Annotated in this window: 12 protein-coding genes; 8 read left to right on the top strand and 4 right to left on the bottom strand. The window is 55.1% G+C overall.

What is annotated here, in order from left to right; translation table 11 throughout:
• Positions 1-50: 50 nt before the first annotated feature.
• The 8 genes from MMC1_RS07415 to MMC1_RS07375 all read left to right on the top strand — a co-directional run bounded on the left by MMC1_RS07415 (position 51) and on the right by MMC1_RS07375 (position 10,221).
• A complete protein-coding gene (locus MMC1_RS07415) occupies positions 51-305 on the top strand; it encodes a hypothetical protein (protein WP_011713114.1) in 255 nt (84 codons plus the stop codon).
• A gap of 272 nt (positions 306-577) precedes the next feature.
• Complete coding sequence (locus MMC1_RS19815; RefSeq protein WP_011713113.1) at positions 578-3,436, top strand: SUMF1/EgtB/PvdO family nonheme iron enzyme; 2,859 nt, start codon at positions 578-580, stop codon at positions 3,434-3,436.
• A gap of 321 nt (positions 3,437-3,757) precedes the next feature.
• A complete protein-coding gene (locus tag MMC1_RS07400; RefSeq protein WP_011713112.1) occupies positions 3,758-4,366 on the top strand; it encodes a hypothetical protein in 609 nt (202 codons plus the stop codon).
• Between the two features lie 264 nt (positions 4,367-4,630).
• A complete protein-coding gene (mutS, locus tag MMC1_RS07395; RefSeq protein WP_011713111.1) occupies positions 4,631-7,237 on the top strand; it encodes a DNA mismatch repair protein MutS in 2,607 nt (868 codons plus the stop codon).
• 2 nt (positions 7,238-7,239) lie between these two features.
• Positions 7,240-8,226 (top strand): SPOR domain-containing protein, encoded by a 987-nt coding sequence (locus tag MMC1_RS07390; protein WP_011713110.1) that lies wholly within the window; start codon positions 7,240-7,242, stop codon positions 8,224-8,226.
• A gap of 11 nt (positions 8,227-8,237) precedes the next feature.
• Positions 8,238-8,789 (top strand): gamma carbonic anhydrase family protein, encoded by a 552-nt coding sequence (locus tag MMC1_RS07385; protein ID WP_011713109.1) that lies wholly within the window; start codon positions 8,238-8,240, stop codon positions 8,787-8,789.
• Positions 8,790-8,853: 64 nt separating this feature from the next.
• Positions 8,854-9,771, top strand: coding sequence for an SPFH domain-containing protein (locus MMC1_RS07380; RefSeq protein WP_011713108.1), 918 nt, complete (start codon positions 8,854-8,856; stop codon positions 9,769-9,771).
• A gap of 3 nt (positions 9,772-9,774) precedes the next feature.
• Entirely contained in the window at positions 9,775-10,221 is a 447-nt protein-coding gene (locus MMC1_RS07375; RefSeq protein ID WP_011713107.1) for an NfeD family protein, read from the top strand.
• A gap of 64 nt (positions 10,222-10,285) precedes the next feature.
• Here MMC1_RS07375 and MMC1_RS07370 read toward each other — a convergent pair whose 3' ends face one another.
• The 4 genes from MMC1_RS07370 to glyS all read right to left on the bottom strand — a co-directional run bounded on the left by MMC1_RS07370 (position 10,286) and on the right by glyS (position 16,266).
• Complete coding sequence (locus MMC1_RS07370) at positions 10,286-11,659, bottom strand: AIPR family protein (RefSeq protein WP_227665307.1); 1,374 nt, start codon at positions 11,657-11,659, stop codon at positions 10,286-10,288.
• 78 nt (positions 11,660-11,737) lie between these two features.
• Positions 11,738-11,992, bottom strand: a complete 255-nt coding sequence (locus tag MMC1_RS22140) for a hypothetical protein (RefSeq protein WP_227665306.1) — start codon at positions 11,990-11,992, stop codon at positions 11,738-11,740.
• 139 nt (positions 11,993-12,131) lie between these two features.
• The gene (recQ, locus tag MMC1_RS07365; protein ID WP_011713106.1) at positions 12,132-13,949 is read right to left on the bottom strand and encodes a DNA helicase RecQ; all 1,818 of its coding nucleotides are present in this window, start codon (positions 13,947-13,949) and stop codon (positions 12,132-12,134) included.
• Positions 13,950-14,163: 214 nt separating this feature from the next.
• Positions 14,164-16,266, bottom strand: coding sequence for a glycine--tRNA ligase subunit beta (glyS, locus tag MMC1_RS07360; protein WP_011713105.1), 2,103 nt, complete (start codon positions 16,264-16,266; stop codon positions 14,164-14,166).

Below are 16,266 nucleotides of genomic sequence, written 5' to 3'. Positions count from 1 at the left end.
TAAATTTTCGATAAGCGGCTCCCCTCTTAGAAAAATGTAAAGGTGTCACCATGAGCGTTCAAGGCGCAGGACAAATTCTGGATAACGCTGTTAGTCGTGGCGAACAAAAGTTGCACGCATCCTCCAAACAGGCTTCTTCTGAAGTGCAGAGTGAGCGGATTCGCACCTCAGGTCAAGAGACCGGGCAGCAACTGGCCAAAACGACTCAAGCCGAATCAGCCTCTTACCGGATTACCATATCGGAGCAGGGACGTGACTTGCAACGGGGTAAGATGTTGCATCCCACGCCGCGATTGATCGGTTAAGCAGGCAGCGATCAACACTTATCGTGGACTTTTCCCATGGTCGCCACCCCTTATTGGGTGGCGCTCTGGTATCAAACAGCTTGGGCAGACGTTGGCCTACCCCGTGGCCAGCATGGTACCCAACTTTGTCCGCATATCCGCTATGTTGTACCCTTGACAGCGCTCTGCCTCTATCGCTTATTTTAGCGGTGAATGATCTCCTTTTTGACAGTGCCGCGAAAAGGTTAACGCAATTTTAGAAAGGTTTCCCCTTTCTTTACTGGAATAAACGCATGCAACGAAATGGGTTTTGGAATTCCTGGCTCAACCGATCACTTCGGTGGATGATCCTATTCGGTGGGGTGCTGGGCATCTGGGGCGAATTACACGCCTCCATGGATCTCCAGCCGGCGGAGATCAGCGCCTTGGTAGAAGAGGCCAGGATTGATCTTGCCAATCAACGCATTTCTAGCCCCACGGGCAACAACGCCTTATACAAATTGCGTCGTGTTTTGGCTTTTCAATCCGACCATCATGAAGCCCTGGAGCTTCTGCGTGGCTGTGCCCTCACTTATGCTGAAATGGCCAAATCGTACATGGCCCAGGGGGATCCAGACGGGGCGGCGCGTTATCTCTTTTACGCCCAGACACTGTTCCCCGAAGATCGCTCTATTCGTGCCCTGGGGGCGGGTCTGTCCCCCTCTTATCAAGAGATGCTCAACCAGTTCCGGCACAGTTGGATTGCCGAAACCCTCTCCAATGCGGACCTTAATCTGGCCGAAGACCGGCTGACCCGTCCGGCTGAGCGAAATGCGCTATACCGTTACCGCCAAGTGTTGGAGGCAGACCCGGAAAACAATCGGGCACTTAAAGGCTTGCGTCAGGTTGCTGATCGCTTAACCCTGCTTAGCCAAGAACAAGGGATCGATAATCGGTCCGCAGCCACACTGGAGCAACTGGCCCGTTGGATTGAGCATACGCACCCCAACATCCCGCCATCCAGTTTCACGCAACCGCGTACCTCAGATAGCCAGCCCCGCCCGCGCATGGCCGCAGCCCCGGTGCCATCGGAGGTAATTTCTACCACAACGCCTGTTGAAGTGGCCGAACCTGAGGCATCCTTGGCTGGTCAGCTACCAGCCCCCCAACCCCTCAAAAAAAGCCCCGTGGCGCAAGCGCCTAGCATGACAGACGCTGTCACACCTCAGCCACTCCTTGCCGAGGCAGAGGAACCGTCACCAAGCGAGGGCCAAGATCGCGAGATGGTCAGCGCCCCGTTGAAGGTAGATAAAGATTTCATAACCAGTTTGCTCAACCGTGCCGAAGCGGCCATGCAGAGAGAGCGCATGACGGTACCGTATCCTTTAAGCGCCCTCTATTTTTACCGCCAAGTTCTTCAAGTCGATCCCCAACAGCCTGTTGCTAAACAGGGACTTGAGCGCATAGTGGCGCATCTTGTCAAATTGGCTAAAGAGAGCACGGATCAGCACACAGCAGAGATCTATCTGCGCCGCGCTGCGGCCATTTTACCGCAAAATGCAGTGGTGCAGCAGGCGCTTAACCCTGAACCATCCGCACAAAATCGCCATGACTCCAGCCGCGCTACGGTGGGGGAAAAAAACAAAGCCCATCAATGGATACCCAAACTACTTGAAGAGGCTGAAAGCCTGTTGGCAGAGGACCGTCTAACTCGCCCTCAGGGTAGAAATGCCCTGTTCCGTTTCCGCCAAGTATTGGAGTTGGAACCGCAAAATCCAGCCGCGCAGGAGGGCATTCAGAAGGTTGCCGCGCGCCTGCTTAAATTGGCTGAAGCAGAGGTATTGACCAATCCCCAACGGGCCTTGGAGCATTTACGTAATGCCCACCAGTTGGACCCCAACAATCCAGCCATTGTGGCCTTTTACCAACGCATCGCACAGCTCCCTGAACTGTCGGGAGAGGCTCCCTTAGAGGGCATGCCTACCCCAGCCGCACAGGTAGAGGCCGCCCCGCTATCCACATCAACCGCTTTGATGGCGGAACCGCTGGATGAGATTGGACGCCTGCTTAATGATGGGCGAGAAGCGCTGGTCAATGATCGTTTGACCATGCCACCCCGGCGTAATGCCCAATACTATTTTGCGCGCCTTTTGCAGTTGGATCCCACCAACCCAGACGGGGTAGATGGTTTGCGTGGTGTGGCGGATCGCTTGGTAGAATTAGCCTCCAGCCCCAGCACCAACACCGTAACCCGTGGATTGATGTTGGATAAGGCAAAATCCATCTACACCGTCATTGGTGAAAAAGAGGTGGTTCACAAAGGGATGTCGCCGCTCCCCCCTGCCAAGCAAGCGCTTTCGCCAGCACCGGTAAACACGCAACGTGTCGCACCATCCTCCCCCACGCCAGAGCCACACGTTCTGGTAGAGCCTGCGCGCCCTGCGCCAGAGCCCGTGACGACCCCTGCCAAGGCGCTGGAGAGTTGGACAGAGAAAAACACCAATATGCGTTTTATTCGCATTCCTGGTGGATGCTTTAATATGGGCAGTAATCAAGGGGATGATGATGAAAAACCGATTCACCGGGCCTGTGTCGATGGCTTTTGGCTGGGCCAGTTTGAGATAACCCAGGCCCAATGGAAATTGGTCATGGGCAGCATGAGCAACCCATCCAAACAAAAAGTGAGCAATGAAAACCCGGTGAACAATATCTCCTGGTTTGACACCCGTGAATTTATTGAAAGGCTTAGCCAACTGTCGGGTGAGAAGTTCCGTCTTCCCTCGGAGACCGAGTGGGAGTATGCCTGTCGCAGCGGCGGCAAGGATGAGCAGTGGTCAGGTAGCAGTGTACCCCATAGTGTCGCTTGGGTTAGTCGCCCGGGGGAAAAGCTCACCGGCACCCAACCTGTGGGGCGTAAGGCACCCAATGGTTTTGGGTTGTTTGATATGTCAGGTAATGTTTATGAGTGGGTCAATGATTGGTATGACCCCAACTTTTATGCCAATGCCCCCGAGCGTAATCCGGTGAGTCAGAACAGTGATACGGAACTCCGCATTTTACGCGGCGGTGCTTGGCTAACCGGTGCTAAGCAGTCTCGCTGTGCCGACCGCGAGTGGCTGACACCTGACCAATGGTTTGACGTAACAGGCTTTCGTTTGGTGCGGGAACCCTAGGTTGGGCACACTTTTACGGTTCTATTTGCGGGCAACGGTGCCCGGCCTGTCGGCCTTAAACCTTTGCAAGGGTGCTGGCAGACAACGTTTGCGGGAGAAAGTTGGCATGGCTTCACCTGCCTATGCGGGCGACCCAACGTTTGGGGTTGCGGCCCAAATTTCTTATTTTGTTATGCCCTAGAGGGGAAATCCCCCAAGCACCGAGGGAACCCTTAGGTGCCAAGGGCAATCATAGAGTATACTGAGTTTGAAGGGCATCTGCCCTTATCAACGTTTGAAACACAGATGAGCATATCGCCCGTCGAGATGGATTAAATCGCCATGAAACTTAGTCATCTACTGATGATTTTAGCCGCCGTCTTTATGATCTCTCCCCTGCTGCAAAATATGCAGGGGGGGGCTATTCTGCATCTTGCGTTTATGGGCTTCCTTTTTTGGGTGGGATGGAAGTTGATCAAAAACAACCCCTTCAACCCCAAGGACGGGCAGGAAGATCGCAACAATCCCTTCCGTATGGGAGCGGATGAAGAAGATGCCCGCAATGACCGTGAACAAGCCACCCCCTATCTTAATTGGCATCGTGAAGATCCCACCACCGCCGAGCATGGCAACATCAACCAAGGCGTTGGAGAAGAGGGAAGACCCCGAGACCTACGCGCCCAGCTTATGGCACAGTTGCAAATGGACCGCCTAAAAGGGCAGCAATCCACCATATGGCACGTAACGCCCGATTTTATTCGCCGTATGGGTACCCAGGTTGGACGCTTTAAAGAGGTACCCATTCCAGAGTGGATCGAGACTTCCGACGGTAAAATGGCACAATTTACCGGTGTCACCGAGATACGTTTACCTAAGGAGTGCGCCTGTTTGGAGCTCACCGACCGTAAAGAGTTGATCATCCCCCCCGGCTTGGTCTACACGGTCAACTAGGTGGGTTAGTCGACGCTTTTTTATCCCTACGGGCCTCGACAAACATGGTCCAGGGGTAACCTGCACCGCCTGCACGCTAGACAGACCACCGGCACATGAACCTGCCGAGCAAAGCGGCCTCACAGGAGTGTTTTACACCCCTTTGGGGCCCTTTTTTTTGGAGAAAAACAGCGCGGGCAGATCTGTAGGCTAGGCGCATTTGGTTAAATGGGCTATGATGAATTCTTTAAGCTCTTATACTCTGAGATATGATTTGTCTAGCCTATGAGCAGCCCCAAACAGACCCCCATGATCGCCCAGTATCTGAGCATCAAGGCCGCCCATCCGGAGACCTTGCTGTTTTTTCGTATGGGGGATTTTTACGAGCTGTTTTTTGACGATGCCAAACAAGCAGCTGAGGCATTGAACATTGCGCTTACCTCTCGCGGCAAGTCAGAGGGAGAGCCTATCCCCATGGCAGGAATCCCTGTCCATGCGCGCCAAACCTATTTAAACAAGCTGATTGAAGCCGGTTTTAAAGTTGCCATTTGTGAGCAGATGGAGCCACCGGGCGCCTCTAAAGGGCCGGTACGCCGCGAGGTGGTGCGCACTGTCACCCCTGGCACCCTAACCGAAGAGAGCCTGCTTAGCCCCCGCGAAAACAACTATCTGGTCAGTTATCTCCCCGCAGCCAAGCGTCACCCCCACGCTTTGGCTGCCCTGGATCTTTCCACCGGTGAGTTTTTTGCTCTGACCTTGGAAAGAGAAGATCAAGTCGCCGCTGAGCTGTCCCGCCTAGAGCCCGCCGAACTGCTGATCCCCGACAACTGGGAGCCAGAGCCATGGCTCAAGGGGTGGAAACGCTGTCTGTCGCGTCGAGGTTCCTGGTCTTTTGATGGCAAAGAGGGGGCCCGGGTCCTTTTAGAACATTTTCAGGTCACCAGTTTAGAAAGTTTTGGCGTGGCAGATAGTCCCCCCTGTTTAGGGGTGTGTGGTGCCCTCCTCCACTATTGCCGCGAAACCCAAAAAGAGGCGCTTTCCCATATCACTGGCTTGTCCCGCCTGCATCAGCAAGAGGGCATGGTGCTGGATGAAACCTGCCGTCGTAACCTAGAGCTTAACTATAACCTTAAGGATGGCAGCCGCAAAAGCAGCCTGCTTGGGGTGATGGATCGCTGTATTACCCCCATGGGTAGCCGTCTGCTGGCGCAGTGGATCAACCGTCCATTGCAATCTCTGGACGCCATTGCCACCCGTCAAGAGAGCGTCTCCTGGTTGCGGGAAAATTTGGTTGCTTACCAGGATCTGCGTGAACGGCTGCGCATGGTCCACGATCTGGAACGCTTTTTAAGCCGTATTGCGCTACGCCGGGCCAGCCCTCGGGATCTGGGAGGACTCCGCCAAACGCTGCAATGTCTGCCCCAGCTCTACGCCATCCTTACCCCAGCTGACGGGCACAGCCTCGCGGTACCCAGCCTACTACGCATCTTGGCCGACCATTTTAATGGCCACGAGGCGCTTACCAAGCAGCTTGAGCAGCAGTTGGCCGATGAGCTACCGTTAAACCTTAAAGAGGGAGAGACCATTCGTCTGGGGTTTGATCAAACCTTAGACACCCTGCGCAGCCTCAGCCGCGATGGCAAAAGCTATCTTACCAAGCTGGAGGTAGAAGAGCGGGAGAAAACCGGCATCCCCTCGCTTAAAATCAAATACCATCGCAGCTTCGGTTACAGCATGGAGGTGACAAAAACCCATTTGGACAAGGTTCCCCCGCGCTATATCCAGCGTCAGACCATGACCAATGGTGTTCGTTATGTCACCGAAGAGCTTAAAGAGTATGAAGAGCAGCTGCTTACCGCCGAAGAGCGCATGTTAGAGCGAGAGCAGCTTCTGTTTGAAGCACTGGCCGAACAGGTTGCTCGCCAAGCCGAAACACTGCAAGCCAGCGCCCGTGCCATTGCCACCCTGGATGTCTTAGCCAATTTTGCGCACATTGCCGAGGAGCGCAACTATTGTCGCCCGCTGTTGCATGAGGGGGCGGTGATTGAAATTAACCAGGGCCGGCATCCGGTGGTTGAACAGTTTTCCGACACCCCTTTTGTTGCCAACGATATACGCTTGGATAACCGCCAGCGTACCGGCTTGATTACCGGTCCCAATATGGCGGGTAAATCCACCCTCATGCGTCAGGTTGCGCTCATTGTCCTGCTGGCCCACACCGGGGCGTGTGTACCGGCGGGTTCGGCTAAAATTGGGCGGGTGGATCGCATCTTCACCCGTGTTGGGGCGTCGGACGATCTGGCGGGGGGGCGCTCCACCTTTATGGTGGAGATGACCGAAACCGCCCACATTTTACACCATGCCAGCGAGCGATCTTTGGTGATATTGGATGAAATTGGCCGAGGCACATCCACCTACGATGGGCTCTCCATCGCCTGGGCGGTTGCGGAACACATCCACACCCAGTGCCAAGCCAGAACCCTATTTGCCACCCACTATCATGAGCTTACTCAGTTGGAGTCGCAATTGGATGGGGTGTTTAATCTCACGGTGGAGGTTAAGGAGTGGAAAGATCAAATTCTCTTTTTGCACACCATTGTGCGGGGAGCGGCGGATCGTAGTTATGGTATTCATGTCGCCCAGTTGGCGGGACTACCCCGTGCCGTCACCCGCCGTGCGCGGGAGGTCTTGGCGGATTTAGAGGAACATGCCGTGCACCATCCAGATTCCATGGGGCAAGGCCACGCCCCTGCCTCCCAGCCCTATCAGCTCACGCTTTTTGAGGATGCCCCACCCTCGCCAGCCTTATTGGAACTCAAGCGTGTCGATCCCGACGAATTGACGCCCAAAGAGGCGTTGGAAGCCCTTTATAGGCTCAAGGAGTTATTGTAATCATGCAACCAAACCGCCGCCGTTTTACGTTCGTTTGGGCTCTGTTGGCCATGTTGTTGGCTGGCTGCTCCACCACCCCCACGCCACCCATTGCCGCGCAGCCGGAGATCGCCCCCCCCGCCAACCGGGTGGTGCTGAACTGGTACACCCGAGACGAGGCCAACCTGCAACGCCCGGCGCATGTCCAGGTATGGCTACAAGAGAGAGAGCCCGCTGGGGAGGATATGTTCCCCTGGCAAGCCTCGTGGCAGCAGGCCATCGAGCAACATCGCGCGGCGGAACCTCTTACGGTAAACGATCAAGTGGTCCAATATCGACTTACCAGCCTGCTTAATCATGATGGCACGCTGTTGACCATGATTTTAAGAGTCTCCGACAGTGGCAAAACGGTGTGGGTGGGCAATATGCCCGCCAACCTGCAACAGGCCCCACAAACCACCCAACAGGCGTTAAATTGGATCCAGCTATTCTTAAGTGAACAGGCCCACCCCATTACCCGCTTTGCTTGGCGCGACACCCCCTTTATAGGAGAAGCCCACCTGGAGCAGGCTGCGTTTACCCCCAATGGCCTGGATAAGGGTCGCCCACAATCTTTGGAAGAAGAGGCCAATCGACGCTTAGGCAAACGCCCCAGTACCCCAAGCACGGCGGCCACGGGGGAAACCGTTGAGCCAGAGACCGCGCCAATCCGCACCCCAGCTGTGGAAGTGAAGCGACGCTGGGCGATTCAGGTGGAATCTGACCGTAGCCCCAGCCAGGCAGAGAGCAGTCGGGCAGCATTAATGGCGGTGGGGTTGCCCGCCTATGTGACCCCCACCGCCGATGGGGATTGGTTTTTGGTGCGAGTTGGTCCTTTTTATGATGAAGGCGCAGCCCAGCAAGCCTATGATACCTTGCAACAGGATGCGTTTTGGCAAAAGCGTCAGCTCTATCCGGTTGTGGATGGTCGCACCCGCTTTGAGTATAATCGCCAAGCCCTTTGGCAGTAGGAGCCTTTGAGATGCCCCTTTACCCCTTTGCGGGCCGCTGGCCCAGCGTTGACCCAAGCGCCTTTGTGCATCCCGATGCGGTGATTATTGGGGATGTGGCGATCGGCCCTGAGAGCTCGATCTGGCCGGGGGTTGTGATCCGTGGTGATGTCAACCACATTCGCATTGGTGCCCGCACCAATATTCAGGATGGCTCTGTTTTGCACGTGACCCGTGGCAAGCCCGACAAACCCGCCGGTTTGCCACTCATTTTAGGGGATGATATTACCATCGGCCACCGGGTCACGCTGCACGCCTGCACCCTGAAAAGCGGCTGCATGGTGGGCATGGGGGCCACGGTCATGGATGGGGTGGTGATTGAGAGCGGTGCCATGGTGGCAGCGGGGGCCATGGTCACGCCGGGCAAACAGATTGCCACCGGTGAGCTATGGATGGGGTCGCCGGCAAAACTGGCACGTCCCATACGGGCGACAGAGGCTCAGGAGATCACCGCCACCACCCAAAACTATATCAAACTGGGGCAGCACTACCTACAGGAGTTAGCCGCGCTGAACCACGGTTGAGCCCAGCGCAACACGCCCCCCACCCTTTATAAACATTTTATGCTTTTTGGTCATGGAGAGAGAGATGATTGGCGGATTTTCCCTTTTTAGTCTGGTTTTATTAATGGTCATTGTGCTGTTGATTTTCATGGGGGTAAAGACCGTGCCCCAAGGGTATCACTATACGGTGGAACGGTTTGGTAAGTTTACCAAAATTTTACGTCCGGGGCTTAATTTTATCACACCGTTTTTGGATGCCGTAACCCACAAGATCAACATGCGTGAGCAGGTGTTGGATATTGATGCACAGAGTGTCATCTCCAGCGACAATGCGGTGGTACAGGCTGATGGTGTGGTCTTTTATCAAATTGTGGATGCCGCCCGTTCCAGCTACGAGATCAGCGATCTCCACTTGGCCATGCGCAACCTTTGCATGACCAATATTCGTTCGGTGTTGGGGGCCATGTCTTTGGACCAGATGCTCTCGAACCGGGATGAGATCAACAGTAAACTGCTTGGGGTGATTGACCAAGCCACCGATCCCTGGGGGGTCAAAGTGACCCGTGTGGAGATTAAGGATCTTGAACCACCCATGGATTTGGTGGAGGCCATGAGTATGCAGATGAAGGCTGAACGGACCAAGCGTGCCCAGATTTTGGAGGCAGAAGGCTACCGTCAAGCGGCCATTTTGCAAGCAGAAGGGGAGAAACAGGGGGCGATTTTAAAAGCCGAGGGCGACCGCGAAGCAGCCTTTCGCCAAGCCGAGGCCCGTGAGCGCTTGGCCGAGGCCGAGGCCAACGCCACCCGCATGGTTTCGGATGCGGTAAAGGATGGCAATGTGCAGGCACTGAACTATTTTGTCGCCACCAAATATACCGATGCTTTGCAGAACATGGCCAGTGCGCAAAACAGCAAGGTCATTATGATGCCATTGGAGGCCTCTTCTATTCTGGGTTCTTTGGCGGGCATTAGCGAGTTGGCTCGACTTACCAAGGGAGAGTAAAGCATGACACTGTTTGCTGATATTGCCCCCCATTGGGCGTGGGCGATTGTGGGGTTGGTGCTGATTGGGCTGGAGATGTTTGTCTGGAGCACTTTTTTGCTGTGGATGGGTCTTTCGGCTTTTGTAGTGGGGGCCATTTTTTACGTTGCTCCAGATTTTCCTTGGGCGTGGTCGGTGGTGCTCTATGGGGTTTTATCCCTGGTCGCCATCTATTTGGGGCGCAAACTGTTTAAGCCTGCCCAAGCGGATGACCCAGACGCCTTAAATGAGCGTGGTCAGCGCATGGTGGGGCAGAGCTATGTGGTGGCTGAAGCGATTGTGCATGGCCGTGGCAAGGTGCGGGTGGGGGATTCCCTCTGGCTGGCCCAGGGGGCGGATTGTCCAGCGGGTACGGTGGTCACGGTGACGTCGGTTAAAAGCACCACCCTTATGGTAACGTTAGCGGAGTAGCAGCAATGCCTGGGGGGGATAGGGGGATAAGGTTTGGAATAGACCAACCTCCCCGTGGTTGTCTTTACAAAGGGGAGACCAGGGGTTTTAGCATAGCCAACAGGTCACCGCGTCTAAACGTGGCGGAAAGTTGCTGCAATGAAACCTCCCGATCCCCATAACAGAAGACCAACGCCCTATGAATTTCCTCCACAGCGCTTTGGTAATAGCTCCCCCGGTTTTCATTAAAATCGACTACCAGCTGCTCCAGCGTGAGGTGGTTGACCTCTTTTAAGCCCTTTCCTTGATTTTTCAACAGCTGCTCGCCCATAAGCATCGCAATGTAGTAGGAGCCGTAGGCAATCCAACCAGGAAGTTCTATGGTCAACAACTCGGATACACCGGTGCGCCCGGTGCGCCGTTTTGCCTGTTCCACAAAACGAAATATGAGCACCGCCAAGAGCGCCTGGGCAGGGTTTAATTCATGAAAAATCATGGAATAGAGTTTACCGAAATGTTCTTTTTTTAAAAATTTTGCCTGATGTGGCCGCCTTCTCCAGATCGCCAGTACCGACTCAGCCAACTGCTGACTGGTAATATTTTTTGCTCCACCACGCACCCCCTCTTCGCGCTGAGGTTTATAGCTGTAACCCAAGGCGTCCAACCCCAAGGCTAACTGTTTTTGGGCGGTATCATTGGAACGTAGATCTCTTAAATCAACCGGGTTTTGGCTGTTGGTCGCATAGGTAATCTCTTGAACAAACGCATTATCCTCTTGAGCCAATTCATAAATTTTTACCATAACAAAAACATCGCGTAGATTTTCGTATAGGTCTGGCCGCGTCATTAGGGTTTGTTGTAATGTCTTGCAGGTTTGCCCACCATTAATAATATGCATATTCTCTAAACGAACCTGAAGGCTCTCCCGCTGCAATGCATTATACTTAAACCCATTGCATATAATGGTTATACCATTATTAAAAAAATAGAAATCCTTCTGTTTATCGCCTGCAAGCACTGTGTGAGAAATGGCTTGATTGACCCGATTGGCCGACAGTCCAAGGTAGCGGCGAATATTTCGTTCCAAGAGCAGGTCGCCATGTCGATCGAACAACTCAGCAATTTGGGTAACGGCTACTTTGCCGATCAGCACGCGGCGAAAATCATAATTTTCAACAATCGCCGCGCCCGTCAGTTGCAGCGTTTCATCCACCGACTGTTTACGGCGCAACACCTGAACAATATTCTCATGATTGAAATGCACCCACGAAACTTGGTTTTCGGGGAAACCCGCATGATCCATCCGTTGTTGGGTCTCTGCATTCCACTTTTTGCCATTGTTGCACAACACAACCCGCACATTGGGCACATAGCCATCTCGGATCAAAGAGCGCACCTCTTCAATACGGCTGGTTAGGCGCGGATTTAGGGCAATAGGCACCCCAGGATCAAAGAGCATGGATAAAGTACCCAGCAATTTTTGAATTTCTGCCCCAGGAAATCCCTTTTCGCCCGTTAGTGTCGTTCTATATTTTGCTTAAAAGAGCGTAATCTGAAATTCGTTTTCTTCAATCTCTCCTACGGCCAGCCCGTCTACCCCCATATCTTGACCACCATCGGTAAACATTTCGGCGGCCTTTTCTATAGAGACATCAAGACAGGTGGCAATGGACAACAGCACAAAGGCCGATGCCTTTAGCTTTAGCTCATCCTGACTGGCTGGTAGCAGATGGGCGTAGGTTTCGACAATTCCCAAAACCCGTTGATCAACGATGCCCGCATTGATGTCCACACATTCCTCCACACAACGACACGATGGTAAAGCATGGGTACTGGGGTCATCATGCTAAGGCCAAACGCCCAAGCGAATTACCTAACCGACCAACCCTAAAGTAACTTTAACCCATCTCTTAGAGCGCTTCATTATTTTTTTATGCGGCGTATTCGGCCACCAGTTCCAGCAGCTCTTCGCCGTAGAGCTCCATTTTATGGGTGCCAATGCCCGGTAGTTGGTGTAACTGGCTGCGACTGCGGGGGCGGCTCTCCACCACCGCTTCCAGGGTGGCATTGCCAAAAATAATATAGGGAGGAACCCCCTGAGCACTGGCTGTCTCGCGCCGCCACCGTACCAGGGCATCCCATAGCTGCTGGTCGTTATGGGTGGTAAAGGCGGTCTCATAACGGCGCTTGAAGACCTTTTTAACCTTACGGCTCTTGGTCCGCAAACGCACCTCCACCTCACCCCGCAACACCGGACGACACGACTGCGCCAGCTTTAGGGTGCGATACTCCCCAACCACTCGCAAATATCCTTTAAAAATAAGCTGCTTATAAATATCCATCCACTCATTTTTGGCATGCTTTTTTCCAATACCAAAGGTACTGATGCGGTGGTGTCCATTACGCTCAATGCGCTCGTCTGCCTCCCCCACCAAGATCTGACTCAAATAGCTCATGGCGTAATCTTGACCGGTGCGAAACACACACGAGAGCGCCATCTGCGCCGCCTCTCTGCCGTCCCAGGTTTTTACCGGGTCCAGGCAGATGTCGCAGTTGCCGCAGCGCGTCTCCCGCGCCTCACCAAAATAGTTGAGCAGCGTCTTACGGCGGCACTCCGTGGTCTCGCAAAAGGCCAGCAGACTATCAAGCTTTTGCCGCTCAATCTCTTTGAAGGCGGGTTCTGCCTCGGACTGATCCATAAACCAGTGCAGCTTCGCCACATCCTCATAACCAAACACCATAAAGGCGTTGGCGGGCAGGCCATCCCGCCCGGCCCGGCCCGTCTCCTGATAGTAGGACTCAATGCTCTTGGGCAGGTCCAAGTGTGCCACAAAACGCACATCCGGCTTGTCGATCCCCATACCAAAGGCGATGGTGGCGCAGATGATCAAATTATCTTCTAACAAAAAGCGCTGCTGGTTCCGCTCCCGCTGCTCATGGGGCAAGCCCGCATGGTAGGGCACGGCGGTAAAACCCTCCCCATTCAACCACGCCGCCACCTCCTCGGTGCGCTTGCGCGATAGGCAGTAGATAATGCCACTGTCCCCCTTATGCTCCTGCTCTAAAAAACGCTTAATCTGCTGTTTGCCATTCTCTTTGGGCAGTACCCGGTAACGAATATTGGGGCGGTCAAAACTGGCCACAAACAGCCGCGCACTTTGCAAATTGAGCCGTTTGATAATCTCTTGGCGGGTCCGTTCATCGGCGGTGGCGGTCAGGGCAATGCGGGGCACACGGGGAAAGCGCTCTGCCAGTTGTGAGAGCCCTAAATAGTGGGGACGAAAATCGTGCCCCCATTGGGAGACACAGTGGGCTTCATCAATGGCAAACAGCGCGATGGGCAGTTGATCCAGCATGGCGAGGGTGCCCGGCAATAACAACCGCTCGGGGGCCATATAGAGCAGATCCAATTCACCCTGGTAGATCTGCCGAAAAATCTCGGTGGCCTCGGGGGCCTCCACCGTACTGTTGAGACAGGCCGCCCTTACCCCAGCCTGTTTGAGCGCCGCCACCTGATCCTGCATCAAAGCAATCAGCGGCGAAACCACCACGCCAATGCCCTGGCGCAACATGGCGGGGATCTGAAAGGTAAGGGATTTTCCTCCCCCGGTGGGCATAAGCACCAGGGCATCACCGCCCCCCGTAACCAGATCAATCACCTCACGCTGAAAACCGCGAAATTCGGGATAACCAAAGATCTCTTGCAGCAGCGTCAAAGCGGGGTCGGAGCTGGTGGCGTAAGGGGACATAGAGGCTTGCAGGTGCCTTACAAAAGGGGGTCTCGCTCCCTGCTACAGACCCAATAACACGGCTCGGCATCCTGCCAAGCAATGGACCAACCCCCAGACGGCAGAGATTGGTAAAACACGAAGGGCCAAACCTTATCTTTAAGCCGGTAGGTCCAGCCGCCACGACAGCGTGTCGCGACGGGGCCGCCCTTTGGCGGCCCCGTCACACGACCCACTATTTTTCAGCCACCACCAAGCACGAGACATCCGCCACCTGCCGGAACAGCCCCAACACCGTGGCAAGCAGGCGTAGCCGGTTATGCCGCACTGCGTCATCTTCGTCCATCACCATCACCTCATCAAAAAAGGTGTCAATCACGCCGCGCAGCGCCGCCAACTCCCCCAGCGCTTCGGCATAACGCCCATTGCTGCTGTGGGTTTTAACCCGATCTTCCACCGCCGCCACCGCCGCCGCCAACCCCTGCTCCGCAGAGGCTTTGAGCACCGCTTCATCTACGCCCAGCGTTAAATCCAGGGCACTATCTTCAACCTTAGAGAGGATATTGGCCATGCGCTTGTTGGCCGCCACCAACGCTTCATAGGCGGCATCCTGCTTAAAAGCAACCAGCGCCTTAACCCGACTAACCGCATCCCACAGATCATCCAGGTTCAGCCCCTGCACCGCATCAATAAGGTCATAATCCACCCCTTCCGCCTTTAAATGGGCTTGCAGACGCCCATAGAAAAACGCCAGCACCCCCTGCACCGTCTGCGCTTCGCCCATCTCCAGGCCAATCTCACCATATTGACGGTAAGCCTCTTCACAGAGCTGACGCAGCGGCAGCCGCAGGCCTTGCTCTTGCAGCAACAGACGAATCACCCCCAACGCCGCCCGCCGTAGGCCAAAAGGATCTTTAGTACCGGTGGGGGTAATGCCCATGCCAAAACAGCCTACCAAGGTATCCAGCTTGTCCGCCAACGAGACGATGCGCCCGCACAGGCTCTGGGGTAAGGCATCCCCTGCCCCGGCAGGCATATAGTGCTCACGAATGGCCAACGCCACCACCTCATCCTGCGCGCGCTCGCGGGGGAGATAGTAGCCACCCATAATGCCCTGCAACTCAGGGAACTCCCCCACCATGCCCGTCACCAGATCGCACTTACTGTACAATCCCGCCTTCTCGGCCAAAGCCGCCTGTTGCGGGGCCACCCGTGCGGCGATGGCGCTGGCTAGATGCGCCATGCGTTGGGATTTTTGAAACAGCGAACCCAGCTTGGCCTGCCACACCACCGCTTGGAGATCGGGTAGGCGATCGGTCAGCCGTATCTTGCGATCTTCTGCCCAGAAAAAGGCTGCATCTTCAAGCCGCGCCTTGAGCACCCGCTGATAGCCCCGCACCAACACCGTTTGATCCTCGGTCTCCATGTTGGCGATCACCACAAAATGGGGTTTCAAGCCACCCTGGGCATCCAACACCGGGAAATATTTTTGGTGATAGCGCATGGAGGTGGTCAACACCTCGGGGGGAATCTCCAGATAGCGCTCATCAAAGCGCCCCAGCAGCGCCACCGGCCACTCGGTCAACGAGGCATTTTCTGCAACCAGCCCCTCATCGCTTGCCACCACACCACCCACACTGGCCGCCTGGGCCAACACACCCGCCCGGATGGTCGCCATGCGATCTTCGGACTTGAGCATCACCTTGCCATCGGCCATGGCCTGCTGGTAGCTGGCATAATCCTGCACCACCACCGCACCCTTGCCCATAAAACGGTGGCCGCTGACGGCATCGGTATAACGCACATTCTCGGCCAGCTCCACCGCCACCTGTTGACCGTTTAACAGGGCGGTCACACTCTGCACAGGGCGCACAAAGCGGCTCTCACCATCACTCCAGCGCATGGTTTTTGGCCACGGCAAGGCTTTAAACACCTGCTGCATAATCCCCGGCAGCACCTCGCTAGCCCCCTTGCCCGCTTGCTTGAGGGTATAGCTCAGATAGGTTCCCTTTGGGGTCTCAACCCGGCTTAGTTGATCCACATCCACCCCACAGCCCCGGGCAAAGCCCTGCGCCGCCTTGGTGGGGTTGCCGTCGCTATCAAAGGCGGCTTGTAGGGCGGGACCACGCCGCTCTTCCTGCACATCAGCCTGTTTGTCGTGTAGACCATGCACCACCACCAGCAGCCGCCGGGGGGTGCCTTGGCTCTCTACTTGGGCAAAACCCAAACCAGCCTCTTGCAAGGCGGTGCGGGTCAACTCGCCCATGGCGGTAATGGCCCCCGGTAACATACGGGCCGGGATCTCTTCGGTGCCGATTTCCCACATAAACTCTGCCAT

Origin of the sequence: Magnetococcus marinus MC-1 (assembly GCF_000014865.1) — a bacterium.
Classification (GTDB): Bacteria; Pseudomonadota; Magnetococcia; order Magnetococcales; family Magnetococcaceae; genus Magnetococcus; species Magnetococcus marinus.
This window is presented reverse-complemented; position numbering and strand designations above follow the sequence as displayed.